This is a genomic window from Bdellovibrionales bacterium (assembly GCA_016716765.1).
Lineage (GTDB): Bacteria > Bdellovibrionota > Bdellovibrionia > Bdellovibrionales > UBA1609 > JADJVA01.
Genome location: JADJVA010000020.1, coordinates 1,151,473 through 1,169,188 on the forward strand (window position 1 = coordinate 1,151,473; position 17,716 = coordinate 1,169,188).

The window sequence follows — 17,716 nt, forward strand, 5'->3', positions numbered from 1 at the left end:
GATCTGCTTCAGCGAGGCGCCCTTGGAGTTTGGATCAACAATCAAGTGACTGGTAAAGTTTAGGTGCCTACATGGACACGATTTCGCCCTGCTCTTTTCGATACATAGAGAGCTTTGTCCGCACGTTCAAAGACATCGCCCCAGGTCTTGTCCTGAGGATTTCTGGTTGCAACCCCTGCCGATATTGTAATTGGAATCTTTCGCCCCTCAAACAAGAATTCATGTATTTCAATTGTGTGTCTGATCCTCTCCCCAATTTCGTGAGCTTGATTAAGCCCGCTACCCAACAGAATCAGGCAAAACTCCTCACCCCCTGCGCGAGCAAAGAAGTCACCTTCCCTGATGAGCTTGTCACGAATGACCCGAGAGATTTCCACCAAAACATGATCGCCCGCCGGATGGCCAAAGGAATCGTTGACTGACTTAAAATGATCGATGTCAAAAGTTACAATACTAAAAGGAACTCCCAGCAAGTCCGAGCGACGAAACGAATCCATGGCCCGAGAATTTAATCCACCACGATTGGCAATACCCGTCAGGGCATCGGTATGGGCCTTTTCATAAGTCATGCCCGTCGCAACAGTTTCTATGTTTCCTCTCTCTAGAAACTTAAAGATCACGTTCCCTGTTTTTATTTGATCATTGCTCACCAACTTGTGAGGAACCAATGGCGTCAAGACACGACCATTTATCACTGTTTTATTTGTAGAATCCAAATCAATGATCGAGACGTCCCCGCTAGACAGAATTAGCTTGCAGTGTGACTTGCTCACGCTACGGTCATCCACAGAAACATGGGCCGTAGCTGCACGACCCAGAATTCGGTCGGTGTCCTCAATGGGCCATTGTCTCCCGACAGCACTGGCAGGCCCCACAAGAAGTATCAGAGACGGAGGTGCCTGACCAGCCTGGGCCAGGCGAACCTTAAAGGTCTCACTCTGAACCACGCTGGTTTTGTCGAGAGGGGCTTCTTCATCATCTTTACCACGACCCATAGACTTCCAATTCAAAAAAACTATTTTTTTCTATTCGCCAACCCTTCTCATCAAAAGCTCTTTGGTCAACTTTTTTCCCAACTCGACACCAGGCTGATCAAAAGCATTAATGCCCATGATCTCACCTACTCCACCAATCACCAACTCCATGAGAAAAAATAGGGCGCCTATTGTTTTCGGTGAAAGTTCAGAGAGGCTTAAGGATATGATTGGAATCCCATTTTGAATCAAAGCTGACTGCGTTGCGTCGGCCTGCGCCAAGACCAATTCATTCATATTTCTGCCAACGCGCAGCTCACTGCTCCCAAAAAGACTCTTCTTCAGTCGGGGCCCATCCTGTTCTGATTTTCTATTTTTTAGAATCCAAACCCACCTTGGTTGAGGACACTCCATGACTTGCTGAAGAGTCGAGTGCTGATCACGAGGCCCAAGGCTTGGCACGGGAACAGCGACCATGTCAGCTTGTTTGCCATCTCTTCGCACAGACTTCCCAAGAGATTCAGCCCACAGCTGCTGAAACCATCCGCCAAACACCTCACATCCCTGAAAATAGGGCCAAAAATAAAGTGCCTGATCTCTGCGTTTAATGCTCTCTGCAGCAGCAGCAACCAAATCTTCCACCAAGCCTGTTGCTTGCTTTGTCCATTGCATACCTGCTCGAATATCCTCTAGAGAACATCCCATTAAGGCCGCTGGCAGCAAACCCACTGGAGAAAGCACAGAAAACCGACCCCCAACATCTTCTGGAATCTCGAGAATCGGTATGTGATGAGACCTCGCCCAATCAGAGAGGCTATTCGATCTTACCTCTGAAACAACCGTGCACTGGGAGCTCAACTCACTCCCGTGGTCCTTTAAAAAAATATCAATGAAATCCGCCATCGCCAAGGTTTCCAAGGTCGTTCCTGACTTTGAAACAAGGACAAAGTGGACTTCCCTCGGATTTTTCAGCTCTTTTAGGGTTCGATAAAAGACCGTGCTATCCAGATTATCCAAAAAAATCATCTGATCCAACTCGCCCTTGTCTTTTCCGAAACAATCCCAAAAAACTTTCGGACCCAAGCTACTTCCGCCCATTCCCAGTAACACGACCCGACGCACTCCCTCCTGCTTGAGTTGAGAGGCCCTTTCTTGGGACTGGCTCCAGAGTCTAGATCTCTCTGCCAAATGGAGAAATCCCAATTCACTCCTTTGCCAAAGCTTGTCCATGGCTAGCCTTTGATTGCTCACGAAATACCGACGTCAATTCTGGATAAATTTTCTCTAGTTTAATCATTTATGAAACCGCCACATCTTCTTCGATTCTGTGATACCCATGCCATTCCTTGAGACGTCCGCGTGGACGCCCTCCATCATCAGGATAATCAAGCAAAACATAGGTGAGTTTAGTTATCATTCCTAGGGAAGAAATATCAAGAGACGTAATCTCTGTCCATGTTCCGGTATTAAAGTATTCCATTTCGGCCCCCCACTGACGATACTGGTAAACATGAGTATGTCCAAAAATGACAGTATGCACTCTTTCATCCAAAAGAATGCGGCGGGCCGATTCACTCAGATCTGGAAAAATTGTTCGCTCAAAAACCACTTGCAAAATTCTTTTGATTGGAATGTTACGACGAGGGTCCTTTGAAAACAAAGCCTTCACAAAATAAAAAACAAATCCAATCCCCGACTTTATCGTGAACCAGGTTTCATTTAGCAGAGCCCAACGCATCATCCTGTTTACAGGACGAATTTTGTCCACATGCGGATACAGTTGTTTGATTTTCAATACAAATTCAACAAAAAAATGAGATCCAAAGGGCAAATTCAAAACTGGTTCAGGTAAATTTCTTCTTAAAAAGAATTTTCGTGGATTCAAACGATTCGCGGCCTCATGCATATGACCATGCTCGATATGCACTCCATCAAAAAAGTAGACAATATTTTTAAACCGAATAGTTGTTCCTAGAGTCTCGTTCAGGTGGGCCCGTACTCCGGGCCAAAGAATGCATTGGTCATGATTCCCCACCACATAAGTCACGACGTTACCCTCTTTTTTTACAAAATCTTTGATTGCTTGAAAAAATTGGGGGTGTCCCTCAATAATACGTTTCGTTTTATCCAAAGACACTGACTCAGTTATAACTGTTAGAAAATGTCCTCTATAATCAACCTGAAGAAAATTGAAAATATCTCCATTCAAAACAAGTTCAACTTCATATTCTGAATATTTTCCAGTCGTATAGAAATGCAAAAATTCCACAAACTTCTCGTCGTAGAGGAATTCTTCGAGAGGGTTTGTTTGCCCTGTCTCCAAAACCCTACCCAGACCAAGGTGGAGATCGCTTACAATCAATTTTATTCGCTTTTTCATTAGCTCGCCAAATACACTAAATTTCGACTTTTATTCTTACCTGAGTACATAGCCTGGTCAGCTATTTTGAGTACTTCCTCTTTAGTCAGACCATGTTGTGGATAGGCGGCAACTCCAATACTCACCGTCACGGAGAGAGTCTGGCCGTCGACCTCAAATATCTTGTCTGCAATGTCGCGACGAATCCGCTCCGCCACTGACTTTCCAGCCTCTGCTCCCGTTCCAGTTAAAATAATCACGAACTCATCACCGCCATAGCGAAAACCATAATCGCAAGACCTAATATTCTCAAAAAGCATTTGTCCCAGCTGTTGAATAATCTTGGAACCAATCCAATGACCGCGAGTATCATTAACTAATTTAAAATAATCAACGTCTAGAAAAAGAACTGTAAATTCTCCCTCCGTCCTTTTGCAGCGGTTTATCTCGTTATCAATTACCAAAGACAGAAATTTCTGGTTATACAGAGGCGTTAGAATGTCCTTAAACCCTTGTGACTCAGCCTCCCAGCAGCGCAAGCCCATGACAAGCAAAGGCATGATATATCGCATCGATGCGATAATTTGACTCGCCAGAAAATCAATATGGTCTGCTTCGATTTCCTCGAGAAGGAGATGTCCGATGACATGGTCGCCGTCTCCTCCTCTCAATTCAACAAGAGCATGGTGTTTCCCCAAAGCCTCCCAATTTAAAAATGATTCATTTGCTTTGAAGCCGGATTTTCCCCACGGATTTTTCCTCAGTATGCTGTGAACTCGACTCAAATCCCCCTCGTGATAAGACCGCAAGAGTGGATTCGTCATGAATCGATGTGTCAACTCTGACTTATATAAATTCTCATCAAGACCGAAGAGACGAAGCATTTCAGAATGAGTGATCCAATGCACATTGCGGGCTGGGATCAAAGGTCCAAAATGACCAAGCATTCTATCGATTATGTGATTTATCTCTAAGCTATCAAACATTGCCAAAGGATTTATTTGTACGGCGTTACGCAATCCCTTTTCTTGTTCATGCAAGCGGCGACGGAGAGATCCTAAACTCAAGAGATTTTTTAGAACTTGCCGTTTTCGACCTTTCGATTCTCGTTCAAACAAAAAGAGACGCAGCTCGTCTTCTCCAAATTCAGATCGACCCAGATCTTTTGTGGGAAGTGCAAAAGCGGCTGGAAAACTTGGATACTTCTGTAGGATAGCGAGTGTCACCTTCCAGATTGAGGTTCCAGATTTTCCATCGAAAAACAGGCCGTCAATGCGTTCCTTTCGTACAATGGACTCCACCTCCGCGGGATCATCGCAGCGAATCACCGTGTAGCCTTCCTTCTTGAGAAAGGCCAGCCAAGGAGACTTTCGTGAACGCCTATCCGATAAATATAGCCAAGTCAGTGCCATGCCCTATTTCACTTTCCTTACGGAACCCTCATCGGCCCCTTCAAGCATAGTCAATGCAATGCGCAGTGCTTTAACTGTGCGCTTCACCATTTCCTGTTTTTCTCCCAATTGTTTATTCAACTCACCGCTTTTATGGCGATAATTATCTAGCTCCATATTTAGCTGATCGGTCTGTCGCTTCAGCTCAAGAACAAATTCATCCTTAGTACGAACGACAGCAGAGCTTTCCATTTTCACAAGTTCTAATCGATTTTCTAACTCACGCTCTCGCACTCGCACCTTCTGCATTGTTGAATTGAGTCTTAGCTCCAATTCTTCGATCTGTGTTTTAAGCCTTTCAATGTCTTTGTCTCGTGAGTTCAAAGAACTTTTAAGGATATCTTTTTCGTCTTGGAGAGAGGAAATATCGAGGTCATATTTTGCTTCCATCGCCTCGGATTTCGCAGCAAGCTCATCGGCCTTTTTTCGAATCATCTCCCCAGCCGTTATCAGGTTAGCATTTTCATTGCGCATCTTATCCATGACCTGTTCCAATTCCGAGATTCTTTGTTGAGCAATCCTCAAGTTTTCACTCTGTGCGAGTGAGGCGCTGGCCGGATTAACAGCTCCACCCCCCGTACGCCCAGCAGCAAATTTTCCTATCGACTGCCGCACAGAATCAGTTGGTGAAGATTGTAGCTTTTCTGCTGAGGCTTTAGGCGCTGATCGCTCAGCCAAAATAAAAGTGCTCGAAGACGTGTTTCCCTCTTTACCAATCGGGATTTTTGGCACCTCAGGCTGAGCAACAATTTTTGATTCATTTAACTGCCAGGTTTTATCTAGAGCACTTGTGGCAGTTCCCTCTTTCGTTTTCGGAGCCCCCGTCTTGAATGAACCAACTTTAGAATCTAAGGACAAACTTCCGGCATTGCTCTCAATATCAAGCTCTACCACATCGCCTTCCCGCTTTGTGACAGGAGGACGTGGCTGTGATTTTTTGAGCCTACTTTGATCATTGGATTCCATCTTTGACGAAGATGAGAACGGCTCTTTCCCATCTTCGAAGAGATCATCCAAGATCATGCTCTCCGCAATGTCTTTTCCTTTTTTTGCCTTCATTCACATAACTTATCGGAAAATCAGGCAAATCGATAAAGACGCAACCTCCAAAAAAGCGCAGTGAACAGCCATAAAGAGGGAAAAAAGACCTCCCCACTTTCTCTTCTCTACAAGGCTAACGGCGAGGCTACTGACCTCATTTTAGTGATGAGAAACCACGGTCCGGTATTCGGCCATTCGTTTCTCGATCATAGGCCAGTCGAGGTGACGAATGGCATTCAATCCAAAACCTTGAACCGTATGGCTCGCCATCACACAACCATGCATGCAAGCTTGTTTCAAATGACTTAAATTCCACCCAGATCCAATTCTAGCCAGATAGCCAAAAAATCCTCCAGCAAAAGTATCGCCAGCACCTGTCGGGTCAACCACATGTGAAATGGGAAAAGAAGGCAGAATAAAAAATTGCTCTTCAGCGTAAAGAACAAATCCATATTCTCCTCGTTTGATCACCACACCACGCGGACCCATGCCCACGATCTCTCTGGCTGCTTGAATGGTGTTTCTTTGGCCTGTCAACTGCTGAGCCTCTGCCTCATTTAGCAACAACAGATCCACGCGACGTAAGACATCGGCCAGTTGTGAACGTCTCGAAGTGATCCAAAAATTCATGGTGTCAGATCCCACAAACTTCGGATCCTCAACTTGATCGAGAACTCGCAACTGAAGCTCGGGGCTAATATTAGCTAAAAATACAAATTGAGATTTGCGATAGGACTCTGGCAGTTTCGGATCAAAATCCTCAAAAACATTAAGTTGAGTTTTTAAAGTGATCGCATCGTTCATGTCACGCTCATATTTACCTTCCCAATGAAAGGTTTTGCCAGACACTTGCTTCAAGCCCTCAAGATTGATGGAACGCCCAGACAACAAATCGAAGTCCTCTTTGCGATAGTCGCTCCCTACAACGCCGACCACATTCACTGGCGCGTATAGCGAGGCTGCCACAGAAAAATAATTGGCACTTCCACCAAGTGTACACTCCACCCTGTCTTCAGGAGTCGAAATGGTATCATAGGCCATGCTACCAACTACCAAAATCTCTGACATAACTATCCCCTTCCCCGCTATTTTCCTTCTCAATTGCTCAATCAGACTCAAGTTGTCAGGAGTTGAGGCTGTTCCTTATTGGCTGTCGTCAACTGACCGCAAGCCGCATAAATATCCCGCCCCATCGTTCGGCGGCGTAACACATGGGCCCCTCTTCGCATCAGTTCTTCCTGAAAAGCGACTACCCTGCTATCACTCGGTCGCTCAAATCCCGAATTTGGATGTTCATTAAACGGAATTATGTTGATCTTGCAAGGAACATCCTTGGTTAATTCATATAGCCGCCGTGCGTCCTCTAAGGAATCCGTGACTCCCTTAAGAAGGACATATTCTAAAGTCACTTTGTCTTTCGAAATTCTCGCATGCTCGCGACAGGCTTCAATCAAAGCGCGCAAAGGCCATTTTTTATTAATGGGCATAATTTGATCGCGTATTTCATCGCTCACTGCATTTAGACTGACAGCTAACCGCGCGCCACTTGCTGTAACCAAAGGTATCTGTGGAATCAATCCCGAAGTTGAAACTGTCACTTTCCGAAGCGACAAATTATAACCCCAGGGATTATGCCAAATATCGATGGCATCAAAGACGGCCTGCGGATTATCAAGTGGCTCCCCCATTCCCATGAACACGACATTCGTTATGCGTCGCGATTCTCCGTACAAACGATCCTGAATCTGAACGAACTGCCCCACGACTTCCCATGTTTCCAAACGACGAATCAGTTTTTGTTTGCCTGTGAAGCAAAACCGACAAGCCATATTGCAACCCACCTCAGTCGAAACACATAAGGTCAACCTGCCTTTGGAGGGAATTAGAACCGCCTCCACAGAACGACCTTCACCCATGTCAAAAAGAAATTTTTTAGTTCCATCCTCGCTCATCCATTCCTTGATTATTTGGGGGAGAGAAAAGTCAAATATTTCAGGAAGTTGTGACCGAAGCTTCTTAGAAATATTGGTCATTAAGTCAACGTCAAGAACCCTCAGGCCATATACCCAACGGAACAATTGTTGAGCTCGAAACCTCTCCTTCCCCTGGCCAATGAGCAGCTCTTCGAGTTGAGACTGAGTCAGTCCATAGAACTTTACCCTACTACCATTTGGATCCGATATCGTTGAATTTTCCATAACTCCCTCATGATCACAACATAACACTGTGCAATGTGCCAGCACCGGCTTTTAGCACAAAACCAGAAAAAAAACACGAAGGCAGAATTTTAAGAAAGTTGATTTATGTACTCGACGAGCTCTTCCGTATGACAAGGCACACACCCAATCTTACCTACCACCACTCCGGCAGCGTAATTTCCAAGTACGCAGGCTTCCGGCAAGCTAAATCCTGAGACCCAGGCCAGTCCCAAGGCAGCAATGACCGTGTCCCCCGCACCCGTCACATCAAAAACCTGGCGAGCAAAGGTTGGAAATTGAAAAACTCTGCCTTCGGTAAACAAGCTCATTCCCTGCTTGCCCTCAGTAATAACCAAATGCTCAAGTCCCAAATTTTTGACGAGGGTCTCTCCGACCTTGAAAAGTAAGTCAGGAGTGTCTTGAAGGTCATCGACTTGTAAACCCGATAATCCATAGGCCTCGTCACGATTGGGTGTCATCAAAGTGGCGCCCCTGTAAAAGTTCGATGGAGTTTGTCGGTTTGGATCTACCATCAAGGGTTTTCCGGCCCCGCGACAAATCTTAGTCAACTCCTGAGCGCATCTCTCGCTGACAACGCCTTTGGCATAGTCCTCGAGAACAACCCCATCTGCCTGGCCGAGAAGATCCCCGACGATCGACAGCAACTGGTTCTCCCTTTCCAAGTCCAAATATCGACGGTGTTCATAATCGACCCGCACAAGATGGTGATGACCAGACATCACTCGTAATTTACGAGTGGTTGGTCGATGAGGATCTACAACCAGATAATCTGTAGAAACACGAGCTGAAGTGAGAAGACCTTTTAAGTCTTCACAGGCTTGATCTCTTCCAACAACCCCTACCAGCAACGGAACTCCACCTAAACTCGCAATATTTTGAGCCACGTTGGTAGCCAAACCAAGACGTTGATCCTCCGATACGACCTCCAAGACTGGAACCGGCCCCTCCGGACTGATTCTGCGAACCTCTCCATGAACATACTGGTCCAGTCCCAAGTCACCAACGACAATCAACTTCCTCCCTCTCAAAGAAGGTAGCTTTCTGAGAATCTTCTCCCTCATTCCGTCGAGACTATTCCCACTGACTGTTGTATCGGCTGCTTTCATAGAGCTCCCAGTGATACCATAATCCCTATTTCAGTCACCCTTCACAAAGAGGGAAGTCGTTATGCGTTATAGATCGGGTTTTGACGTTCCTATTCTCAAACCTCCTAAAACGATGAACAAATTTTGGTTGTCTCTGAGTTGCAGCCGAGGCAAATTCGAGGGGTATTCCGAAGTCATGAAACTCTTGAACTCGATCTCCTAAAAGGGGGCAAAACAATGGAAGGTTTGACGGACGGGTCGCTTTACCGCAACGTTCTCGAAATCCTCGAGAATGCTGGTAAACTCATAAAGGTCAATCAGAACGTTCACGAAAGATTGCGGGCGCCTCGCCGTGCTATCGTTATCGGAATACCCGTTACGATGGATGATCGCCGGATCCAAATTTTCTCTGGCTACCGAGTGCAGCACAATCAAACTCTCGGACCGTTCAAAGGGGGGCTACGGTACCATCCCTCAGTAACTTTGAGTGAGGTTGCAGGCTTAGCGGCCTTGATGACATTTAAAAATTCACTCCTTGGGCTACCTCTTGGAGGGGCAAAGGGTGGCGTGCAGTGCGACCCCAATTCGCTCAGCAAATCAGAGCTCGAAAATCTCACCCGCCGTTTTACTTCCGAATTGGGTCCATTTATTGGGCCAGACAAGGACATTCCTGCTCCGGACGTAGGAACAGACTCCCAGACGATGGCTTGGATTTTGGACACTTACTCTAACGAAGCTGGGTTTTGTCACACGGGGGTAGTTACTGGAAAACCGATTGAAATCGGCGGTTCTCTCGGCCGAGAATCTGCAACCGGATTAGGGGTTGTTTATATTGCACAGAAAGCACTCCACACTAAAAATCGCAAAATCAATCAAGCCACCTTTGCTATTCAAGGATTCGGAAAAGTCGGAATGCACGCAGCTATTGAAGCATCAGCCCTGGGCGCCAACATCGTCGCTTTAAGTGACGTTTCGGGGGCTGTTTACAACCCAAAGGGATTTGATGTCGCCGACGTCGTTCGCTATGTGAAAGAACACCACTTCCTCAAGGGATACCCCAATGCAGAACACATTTCCAATGAAGACCTTCTCGGACTTGAGGTAGATGTCTTAGCCCCCTGCGCCCTTGACGGAGTGATAACTCTTGAAAATGCGGAGAGCATTCGAGCAAAGATAATCATTGAGGGAGCAAATGGTCCTGTCACAACAGGCGCCTCTCGTATTCTTCACCAGAGAGGAATCATGGTCGTCCCAGACATCTTGGCCAATGGCGGAGGGGTCGTTGTCAGCTACTTTGAATGGGTCCAAGATATTGTTTGGCTCTTCTGGTCAGAAGATGAAGTGCGCAGTAAACTCAAAACAATCATGGATAGGGCCTTTGATCGAGTTTATGAATTCTCAAGTCAATACAACACAGAAATGCGGATTTCTGCCATGGCCGTTTCCCTTAAACGACTAGAAAAGGCGATGCTGCTTCGGGGGCAGGCTTGGTAGCAAATTTGAAACCTTGGCTGTGGATGCCTCCGCAATTTGCACATCGCATAAGTCCCTTTTTTTTGCAGTTCTACGCTCGCATCAGACCTTTGCAAACTCTGACCTGGGCACCTTTTACATGGCGTGGCCTTGATTTTTCAAACCCCCTAGGAATAGCGGGAGGTGTCGATAAGAATGCAGAATGCATTGATGGATGGTGGTCCTTGGGTCCTGGTTTTTTGGAGGTGGGCACAGTAACTCCACTTTCGCAGTCAGGTAACTCGGGAGTCGTGATTCGAAGAAACTTAAAGGCAAAGGCCGTGTGGAACCGCCTTGGTTTTCCCAGCAAAGGCCTGGACTCTCTTGTTTCGCAACTAAAGGATCTCTATCAACCACACTTCACACCTATTTTTGTCAATATTGGAAAAAATAAGGATACCCCTTTCGCGAAGGCCCATGAGGACTACATCAAATGCATCGAGAAAGTTGGTCAATCGGCTGACGTTTTCGTCATCAATATTAGCAGCCCAAACACTGAGGGCCTGCGAAACCTTCTAAAACCGGAAAATTTGCGTGCTTTTTTAAAGCCTATCGTCGCCGCTAATACTGAAATTACCGGATTGAAAAAAATTGATCGAGCAACCCCCCTCCTTTTGAAAGTAAGTCCTGATATCTCTGTTGACGAGCTCAGAGAAATTATTGAAATCTCTCTCGACCTTGATATTAGCGGTTGGGTGCTGACCAATAGCAGCTTAGGGATGAGGGAAGGCCTGGATTTTTCAACCGAAGGTGGTCTCTCTGGCCAGCCTTTGGCCCAAAAATCCAAAGAAATGTTGGCTGCAACAATTCAAATTCTTGGCGAACGCCGCACTGGAAAGCTGATCGTCTCATCTGGGGGTATCCTTTCCGCAGAGGATGCCTTTGAACGCCTTAAAATGGGAGCCGATCTTGTGCAGGTTTATTCGGCCTTGGTCTTTGAAGGTCCTCTGTTTTTTCGGAAGGTTGCCTACCGTGCTTCACTCAATCCCGATATCAAGAGTTAGGAAGCTAAATGAAAAAGCGCAGACCTAATTGGATTCCAGTGGTTGCTGGGCTTATCCGCAAGAACAATCAATTTCTCGTTGGCCTCCGACCAGCTGGAGGAGGAATGTCCACCGTCTGGGAATTCCCTGGTGGCAAAATTGAACCGGGCGAGGATCCTCCCAAAGCGCTCTCTCGTGAGCTGATGGAAGAGCTTGGAATTGAAGCCCAAATTGGTGAGCTGCAATTTGTAACTTCACATCAATATGGAGATACAAATATTCTTTTGATTTTTTTTGATGTCCTGTACTGGAAGGGCGAACCTAAGCCCATACACCATGAGACTCTCAAATGGGTGACCTTGAGCGATTTGGCCAAGATGGAACTGCCTGATGCAAATCGCACGATCTTGCCAAGAATACGTGAAGTTCTCCCTTAACGGCGGAGGCACCAAGTGGCCCGTGTTGTCTTGATCGCTCCGTCTCTGCCGCCATCCCCGGCCCCAGAAGCTCTGTTGGCCTGGAGACTAGCGAATTCTCTGGCAGAATGCCAACATGAAATTAAACTCCTGACGGGCAAGCACCCCTACCAATTGTTTCCGCAATTCCACCCCCGAGTTGAGCTCCTTCAGATCTTCCAGCGCTGGTCCGTTTTTGAAATTCCAAAAGTTCTCCAGCTTTTGCATCAATGGAGACCTGATGTTTTACATCTTCTTCCACCCCCAGAGTTAAGTCCCGTTTGGACGAGTCTCCCCTATACTGCAGGTCTGATGAATCCCAACAAACCGGCTAAAGTCGTCTTCTCTTTTTGGAGACTGCCGACCTCCATTTCCAAAATCCCAATGCATCGTGCAGATGCGATCACCGTAGCAAATAATACCCAGAAACATATTTTATCCTCTCGACCGGGCCAATTGCCGCGCATTGAAACCCTCGAACTCATTGATAGTCGAGTCCCATTTGATTCAAAATCGGATATTCTGCCCGATGAGAAGTTCTGTCCTTTCTTATTCATTCCGGGGAATCTCCAAGATCATTATGATTTTGAACAGACACTTTGTATGGCTTTGGCCACTCTGAAAGGGCATTCTGACTGGCATATTATTTCTTCAGGCTCACTCTCCCATTTGGGCTACAAACGGGAACAAGAATGGCAACTGAAAATAAGGAGGGAAAACCTCACAGGCCAATGGTACTTTGCTGGAGATTTGGATTTAACTTCAACGGATCAATTTGCAAAATTGGCAAATGTGGTTTTGGGTTCCCATCTAAAAATTGAAACGGCTATTCTACCTGTTGTAGCGCACGCCTGTCGAAATAGCGGCATACCCCTCATTTTGAATCGTCTCCAAGCTCAAGCAGATCCCTTTCCCTGGGCTCACGGGGACAATGTTTTGCTTTCTAGCCGCGACGGGCAAGAACAGATTGATCTCATTGAAAGAATTCTCAAAGACTCGCAGCTCCGTCAAAAGTTCAGTCTTCGACTCCTTGGGCTTAGTGATCACAATCCCACAGATCATTTTTCTAACATAATGAGCCGAGTTTATTCGGAGACATCTCGAAATTTTTTTTAATTGCTGATCTCTTCCAAATCATAGAATAACAAATCTATGGATCGCTTAGCAATTGAAGATGTGGCATACTTGCAGTGACGGAATAAACAGATCGAGAAATCAATGGCAAAACTTCCCATGCCCGAAAAACTGAATATCTGCATGATCTGCCAAAGGTTCCCTATCTTAGGACGGGCCTCTGATCATGGATTCTTGTGGCCAATTGCTCGGCGCCTGGCCCTCGACGGCCACCAAGTGACGGTGTTGTCTTGGAAAAACCCTCAGGGAAAAAAGGAAATTCTTCAGGAAAACGTCATGGCATTTTTTCTGGGAGAATCTGGGTATCGCACGATTGATCAGTTTCCCGAGCTAGTAAAAAACAAATTTTTAGCTCTCCATGCCGAAAACCCATTTCATATTGTCCACAGCATTGATCGCGGCGGATATCTTATAGGTAAAAGAAGTCGGCTTCTTAAAGTCGCTATGGCCTATGATGTCGAGGCAACAGGAATGAGCGAAATATTTTCCTTGCTGGGAATGGCTCGAGAAACCTTAGGTGGCCTTTTACGAACAGCCGTTTTGGTGGGCTCAAGATTTATCATTTCTTATTACGGACGGGATCGCCAACTGTTGAAAACAGCTCATTCTGTGTTTGTCACAAGTCCCCAGCAGAGAATTGCTCTTGAAAGGTACTATCTCTACCCGGAGCTAAAAACCCACAGTGTTCCCTACGGAATTGAAATCACCGATCTTTCTCCGAGAGAAAAATCAGAGGAGTTGGGGGAAAAGGTCGGACTCCCCGCAAACGCCCAAACAATCGTGACAATAACAGATATGACGGAATTGGGCGAAGTGATTAACTTGCTGAGAGCCTTTGAGAAAGTAGCGGTGAAAAAACCGGCTTCTCGAATGATCGTACTCGGACATGGACCGCTAAAAAAAGAAATTGAATTTGAGATGCTCAACCTCGCCCTCGGGAATAGGGTCATTTTTACGGGAGCAATTCCCAACACTGCCCTGCCCGACTACATCGCTCTTGCTGATGTGTTCGTCAATCTCAGCTCGCGAACCTCTGGATTTGAACCAAGTCTCCTCGAAGCGATGGCCCAGAAAAAGGTGATTATCGGCTCTGAGGTAAGTCCAATTTCTACCATTGTAGAAGACGGACGTGATGGTTTTTTGGTCAGACCCGCTGACGTGAATTCACTTAGCACTCTGCTAATTCAAATTTTTTCTGATCAACTTCCCACCCGCGAAATTGGCGAAAACGCCCGCAATAAAACTCTCAATCTTTTTGATATGGGTAAAATGGTGAGCCAAACGGTCGAGGCCTATCGCCAGACTCTCTGGTCAACTGGATGGTATGAAAAGAAAAAAGCTAAGAAGGCATTTCGTGGTTCTTCCCATTCTAACACGACCGTATCCGACCCTCCTCTTGAGCAATCGCATTCTTAAGATCAAATCAAGATCGCAAATTAATGCATTACGACAATCTGTTTTGTCGAAATAATGCGAAGCATTGAACTGCCAAAGATTTTCTTTTTCAAAAGAAATCGCATCGGATTGATAAAATGATCTTTTCAATGGGATTCCAAGGAGATACCATAGCCAAGTAGTTTCGATAGTTTAGGGAACTGAGCGGGTTTAGAACATGGCTAGAAAACCTTGCTGCCACCTCAGGGGATAACATGACGAAAGCGGATCTCATTAACCACATCTCAGAGCGCGCCGGAATAACAAGAGTGAAGGCGGAAACTGTTGTGAATGCCATCTTCGATTCGATGGTTGAGGCCTTGATGCGCAATGATCGCATTGAAATCCGAGGATTTGGATCCTTTGTGAACCGTCTTTATGGTGCCTACAAGGGACGCAACCCACGAACGGGCGAAGTTATTAATGTCGGCGAAAAAAAACTACCCTTTTTTAAGGTTGGGAAAGAGCTCAAAGAAGACATCAACGGTGCCGAATAGCAATGAGATGATCTTATCAGGTATCAAATGTAAAAATTTTCAAGTCACCTAGGTCCCTTACTCCCCAGGCCGCCATAAATAAGCGCTCAAGACCCAAAGCAATTCCCCCGGATGGCGGCATTCCGCTCTCGAGAGCAGCCATGAAATTCTGATCAATGGGAAGGGGATTTTTGCCCATGAGCACTCGCTCTCGATTGTCAGAATTATTTCGGTGCTGCTGCTCTGCTGGATCGTTGAGTTCATGAAAGGCATTCGCTATTTCCAAGCCATTCCAATAGAATTCAAGCCGATCGGCCCATCCGTCTTTGGTTATTCGCGCCAAAGCCGCCTGACTCGGTGGAAATCTTTCGAGAAAAACCAAGCCCATCTGTTTCAAATGAGGTTCAATTTTCTCAATAAAGACGAGGTGAAACAGATCATTCCAAGTCTCAACTGATCCGGTGTAGATTCCAAGTCTTCGGCAAAGTTGAAGCAGATCCGCTTTTGTTGTTGTCACCCGCAGCTCAAAACTCAAAACCTCCTGAAATAGTTCCGCCATAGTGACCTCCCTTGGTTGAGAGATCGGAGTCGGAATCAGTGCCTCTTCAGCTAAAAAGCTAAGAAGGCCCATCAAATCAAACTTGATTGAATCAAGGCTTGAGTAAGCTCGATACCACTCAAGCATCCAAAACTCAGGCTGGTGACAGTGACTGAATTCTCCGTCGCGAAAACACTTTTTTATTTCAAATAGATGAGTTGCGCCCAACGCCAAAAGCCTCTTTAGGCTGAGTTCAGGAGATGTTGGCAAGTAAACTCCCCTCTCCCCTCCTTTGTAGTGAAGAGTAACTGGAAAAGGATCAAGAGTCGGTTCCATCCCGGGACAAGTTACCAAATAAGGAGTATCTGCTTCCCAAAAACCGTTCTCTAAAAAATAACTTCGAACTCCTCGAATCAACTTTTCCCAACGTCTCAATGAGACCCACTTTTCCGAAGTTTCGCAGATATGTCTGTGACAGGGAGCTAAAAGTGTAAACTGAACTCCAGAAAGGAACCAAACGGTCTTGCCAACTCTCTCCTCAACAGCCCCACATTCAATCGCAAGCACATCACCCGGAGAAAGGACCAAAAACGGATCGCCCACTTCAGGAGAAGGACCCCAAACCGCTGGGCCTAAAACAACAATTTTCAATTGCTGGTCTCCTTGGTAGACCACCATCGAACGCTCTTCTGGCGAGATTTCTAAAACTTTTCCGGCTAAGCGAAGTGACATTCCCAATGTCGATGTCGATGGATTGAAGGAGCAACACTGAGAGACCGTCATAAACGACCCCTGGATTGCGGGATAAGGCAGCCAAACCGATTTCAGATAGCGATCTCGTGGGGACATCAAAAACTCCATGGTATACGCTCACGTAAGTTAAAAGGAATTACAAAGCAAGGTCATAGACCTGCTAACCTTGACAATCAGGAATTTTTTTCCCATTTTAGTAACACCAAGAAATCTTAACCTCCAATAAGGGAGACTACTTATGCAATTCGATCTGAACATAAAGAAGGTAAAAGAGGAGATTCAAAAGCTCGGTGACCTCCAATACGTAAAGGGAGAGATTCGCCGCCTTACCGATGAAATCCGTCAGTTCGATATCCATGAGAAGCTAAGCCCTTCGGCTCGAAAAAAACTAAAAAAGCTCGAAACCCGCTACGAAACATGGGTTCGTTCTCTCTCAAAAGCTCAGAAACAACTGGATAGAGAATTCAGCAAAGCTTTGAGAAACATCAAAAAAACCCATTTGGACGTTCAAAAAGGATTCAGCTCTGTGCGTCAGACTGTGGATAAACAGAAGACTAAGATTGCGAAGTCTTCGGGCGAACTGAAAACACAACTGGGAACAAAAAGAAGTGCCGCAAAGAAGAAACTTACTTCTCAGAGAAAGCCAGTCCAGTCTAAGTCCGCTTCGCCCAAGAAGAAGTAGTCCGAGGTTCAAATTAGTATCCCCTTGCTTGCAATCTAGATTTAAAAACTAGAGTTGGTCATCTGTTTGTGCGAAGAAGAGTGGAGCTGTCAGTGAATAATAAAATGAGTAGCAAAAATGGACTCGAGAAAATCACCTTCAAGACGGGAGACCTCCTCTTCAAGGAAGGAGACTTGTCACGCCATTTTTATATCATCCAAGAAGGCAATGTAGAGATTTTCCAAAGTGGATTTCATGGAGAGAAAATTCCCCTTTCAGTTGTAGGGGCAGGCCAATCTCTCGGTGAATTTGCGATGATTGACGACTCTCCTCGCTCGGCAACTGCGCGCTGTCTCACTCGCGTCGAGGCGATATTGGTAAATGAAGAGGCATATCAGTACATGATTGAGAAACTGCCCGATTGGGTTGTTTCAATGATGCAGGGTTTGATTTCCCGCATTCGAGAAACCAATGAGATTCTAAAACGCCATGGGATTGTCGATCAAACTGTCACTCAGAAAATTGCCTCGACTGAGTTTGAAGGCGATGTTACAACCGCTATCAACATTGATCTGAATGACTTGAATGATGAGGGCGATAAAGACGAGTAGTCCCTCGTTTTCATAAAATCAATCGAATTC

General features: G+C 45.9%; 17 protein-coding genes. 8 read left to right on the top strand and 9 right to left on the bottom strand.

Annotated features, from left to right (window positions below):
* Positions 1 to 59: 59 nt before the first annotated feature.
* From IPL83_14165 to rfaE1, 8 genes are all read right to left on the bottom strand, one after another.
* Positions 60 to 995 (bottom strand): GGDEF domain-containing protein, encoded by a 936-nt coding sequence (locus tag IPL83_14165; protein ID MBK9040282.1) that lies wholly within the window; start codon positions 993 to 995, stop codon positions 60 to 62.
* 30 nt (positions 996 to 1,025) lie between these two features.
* On the bottom strand, positions 1,026 to 2,204 hold the full coding sequence (locus IPL83_14170; protein ID MBK9040283.1) for a glucose-6-phosphate isomerase: 1,179 nt from the start codon (positions 2,202 to 2,204) through the stop codon (positions 1,026 to 1,028).
* Positions 2,205 to 2,271: 67 nt separating this feature from the next.
* Positions 2,272 to 3,354 carry a metallophosphoesterase gene (locus IPL83_14175; protein MBK9040284.1) on the bottom strand — a complete coding sequence of 361 codons (1,083 nt, stop codon included), beginning with the start codon at positions 3,352 to 3,354 and terminating at the stop codon, positions 2,272 to 2,274.
* Positions 3,354 to 4,745, bottom strand: coding sequence for a diguanylate cyclase (locus IPL83_14180; protein MBK9040285.1), 1,392 nt, complete (start codon positions 4,743 to 4,745; stop codon positions 3,354 to 3,356). Before IPL83_14180 ends, IPL83_14175 begins: the two co-directional genes overlap by 1 nt.
* A gap of 3 nt (positions 4,746 to 4,748) precedes the next feature.
* Complete coding sequence (locus IPL83_14185; protein MBK9040286.1) at positions 4,749 to 5,843, bottom strand: hypothetical protein; 1,095 nt, start codon at positions 5,841 to 5,843, stop codon at positions 4,749 to 4,751.
* 141 nt (positions 5,844 to 5,984) lie between these two features.
* Positions 5,985 to 6,893: a bifunctional hydroxymethylpyrimidine kinase/phosphomethylpyrimidine kinase gene (locus IPL83_14190; GenBank protein ID MBK9040287.1), complete on the bottom strand. Its 909-nt coding sequence runs from the start codon at positions 6,891 to 6,893 to the stop codon at positions 5,985 to 5,987.
* Between the two features lie 47 nt (positions 6,894 to 6,940).
* On the bottom strand, positions 6,941 to 8,023 hold the full coding sequence (gene rlmN / locus IPL83_14195; protein MBK9040288.1) for a 23S rRNA (adenine(2503)-C(2))-methyltransferase RlmN: 1,083 nt from the start codon (positions 8,021 to 8,023) through the stop codon (positions 6,941 to 6,943).
* 89 nt (positions 8,024 to 8,112) lie between these two features.
* Positions 8,113 to 9,150 (bottom strand): D-glycero-beta-D-manno-heptose-7-phosphate kinase, encoded by a 1,038-nt coding sequence (rfaE1, locus tag IPL83_14200; GenBank protein ID MBK9040289.1) that lies wholly within the window; start codon positions 9,148 to 9,150, stop codon positions 8,113 to 8,115.
* Between the two features lie 216 nt (positions 9,151 to 9,366).
* Between rfaE1 and IPL83_14205 the strand changes: the two genes are divergently transcribed.
* From IPL83_14205 to IPL83_14230, 6 genes are all read left to right on the top strand, one after another.
* Positions 9,367 to 10,623 carry a Glu/Leu/Phe/Val dehydrogenase gene (locus tag IPL83_14205; protein ID MBK9040290.1) on the top strand — a complete coding sequence of 419 codons (1,257 nt, stop codon included), beginning with the start codon at positions 9,367 to 9,369 and terminating at the stop codon, positions 10,621 to 10,623.
* Positions 10,624 to 10,628: 5 nt separating this feature from the next.
* On the top strand, positions 10,629 to 11,645 hold the full coding sequence (locus tag IPL83_14210; protein MBK9040291.1) for a quinone-dependent dihydroorotate dehydrogenase: 1,017 nt from the start codon (positions 10,629 to 10,631) through the stop codon (positions 11,643 to 11,645).
* 8 nt (positions 11,646 to 11,653) lie between these two features.
* Positions 11,654 to 12,061, top strand: coding sequence for a (deoxy)nucleoside triphosphate pyrophosphohydrolase (locus tag IPL83_14215; protein MBK9040292.1), 408 nt, complete (start codon positions 11,654 to 11,656; stop codon positions 12,059 to 12,061).
* A 15-nt stretch (positions 12,062 to 12,076) separates the two neighbouring features.
* Entirely contained in the window at positions 12,077 to 13,195 is a 1,119-nt protein-coding gene (locus tag IPL83_14220; protein MBK9040293.1) for a hypothetical protein, read from the top strand.
* Between the two features lie 102 nt (positions 13,196 to 13,297).
* Entirely contained in the window at positions 13,298 to 14,629 is a 1,332-nt protein-coding gene (locus IPL83_14225) for a glycosyltransferase family 4 protein (protein ID MBK9040294.1), read from the top strand.
* Between the two features lie 233 nt (positions 14,630 to 14,862).
* Positions 14,863 to 15,144, top strand: a complete 282-nt coding sequence (locus IPL83_14230) for an integration host factor subunit beta (GenBank protein ID MBK9040295.1) — start codon at positions 14,863 to 14,865, stop codon at positions 15,142 to 15,144.
* 16 nt (positions 15,145 to 15,160) lie between these two features.
* Here IPL83_14230 and genX read toward each other — a convergent pair whose 3' ends face one another.
* Positions 15,161 to 16,510 carry an EF-P lysine aminoacylase GenX gene (gene genX / locus IPL83_14235; GenBank protein MBK9040296.1) on the bottom strand — a complete coding sequence of 450 codons (1,350 nt, stop codon included), beginning with the start codon at positions 16,508 to 16,510 and terminating at the stop codon, positions 15,161 to 15,163.
* Between the two features lie 142 nt (positions 16,511 to 16,652).
* On the opposite strand from genX, the gene IPL83_14240 reads away from it, so the two are divergent.
* Together IPL83_14240 and IPL83_14245 are read left to right on the top strand one after the other, a co-directional pair.
* Complete coding sequence (locus tag IPL83_14240; protein MBK9040297.1) at positions 16,653 to 17,096, top strand: hypothetical protein; 444 nt, start codon at positions 16,653 to 16,655, stop codon at positions 17,094 to 17,096.
* 92 nt (positions 17,097 to 17,188) lie between these two features.
* Positions 17,189 to 17,686, top strand: coding sequence for a Crp/Fnr family transcriptional regulator (locus tag IPL83_14245; GenBank protein MBK9040298.1), 498 nt, complete (start codon positions 17,189 to 17,191; stop codon positions 17,684 to 17,686).
* Positions 17,687 to 17,716: the final 30 nt, after the last annotated feature.

Coding starts and splice junctions, on each gene's coding strand:
- IPL83_14170 (MBK9040283.1), bottom strand. CDS start 2,204: ATGGACAAGCTTTGGCAAAGGAGTGAATTGGGATTTCTCCATTTGGCA.
- rlmN (MBK9040288.1), bottom strand. CDS start 8,023: ATGGAAAATTCAACGATATCGGATCCAAATGGTAGTAGGGTAAAGTTC.
- IPL83_14230 (MBK9040295.1), top strand. CDS start 14,863: ATGACGAAAGCGGATCTCATTAACCACATCTCAGAGCGCGCCGGAATA.
- genX (MBK9040296.1), bottom strand. CDS start 16,510: ATGTCCCCACGAGATCGCTATCTGAAATCGGTTTGGCTGCCTTATCCC.
- IPL83_14240 (MBK9040297.1), top strand. CDS start 16,653: ATGCAATTCGATCTGAACATAAAGAAGGTAAAAGAGGAGATTCAAAAG.
- IPL83_14180 (MBK9040285.1), bottom strand. CDS start 4,745: ATGGCACTGACTTGGCTATATTTATCGGATAGGCGTTCACGAAAGTCT.
- IPL83_14185 (MBK9040286.1), bottom strand. CDS start 5,843: ATGAAGGCAAAAAAAGGAAAAGACATTGCGGAGAGCATGATCTTGGAT.
- IPL83_14165 (MBK9040282.1), bottom strand. CDS start 995: ATGGGTCGTGGTAAAGATGATGAAGAAGCCCCTCTCGACAAAACCAGC.
- IPL83_14190 (MBK9040287.1), bottom strand. CDS start 6,893: ATGTCAGAGATTTTGGTAGTTGGTAGCATGGCCTATGATACCATTTCG.
- rfaE1 (MBK9040289.1), bottom strand. CDS start 9,150: ATGAAAGCAGCCGATACAACAGTCAGTGGGAATAGTCTCGACGGAATG.
- IPL83_14225 (MBK9040294.1), top strand. CDS start 13,298: ATGGCAAAACTTCCCATGCCCGAAAAACTGAATATCTGCATGATCTGC.
- IPL83_14215 (MBK9040292.1), top strand. CDS start 11,654: ATGAAAAAGCGCAGACCTAATTGGATTCCAGTGGTTGCTGGGCTTATC.
- IPL83_14175 (MBK9040284.1), bottom strand. CDS start 3,354: ATGAAAAAGCGAATAAAATTGATTGTAAGCGATCTCCACCTTGGTCTG.
- IPL83_14205 (MBK9040290.1), top strand. CDS start 9,367: ATGGAAGGTTTGACGGACGGGTCGCTTTACCGCAACGTTCTCGAAATC.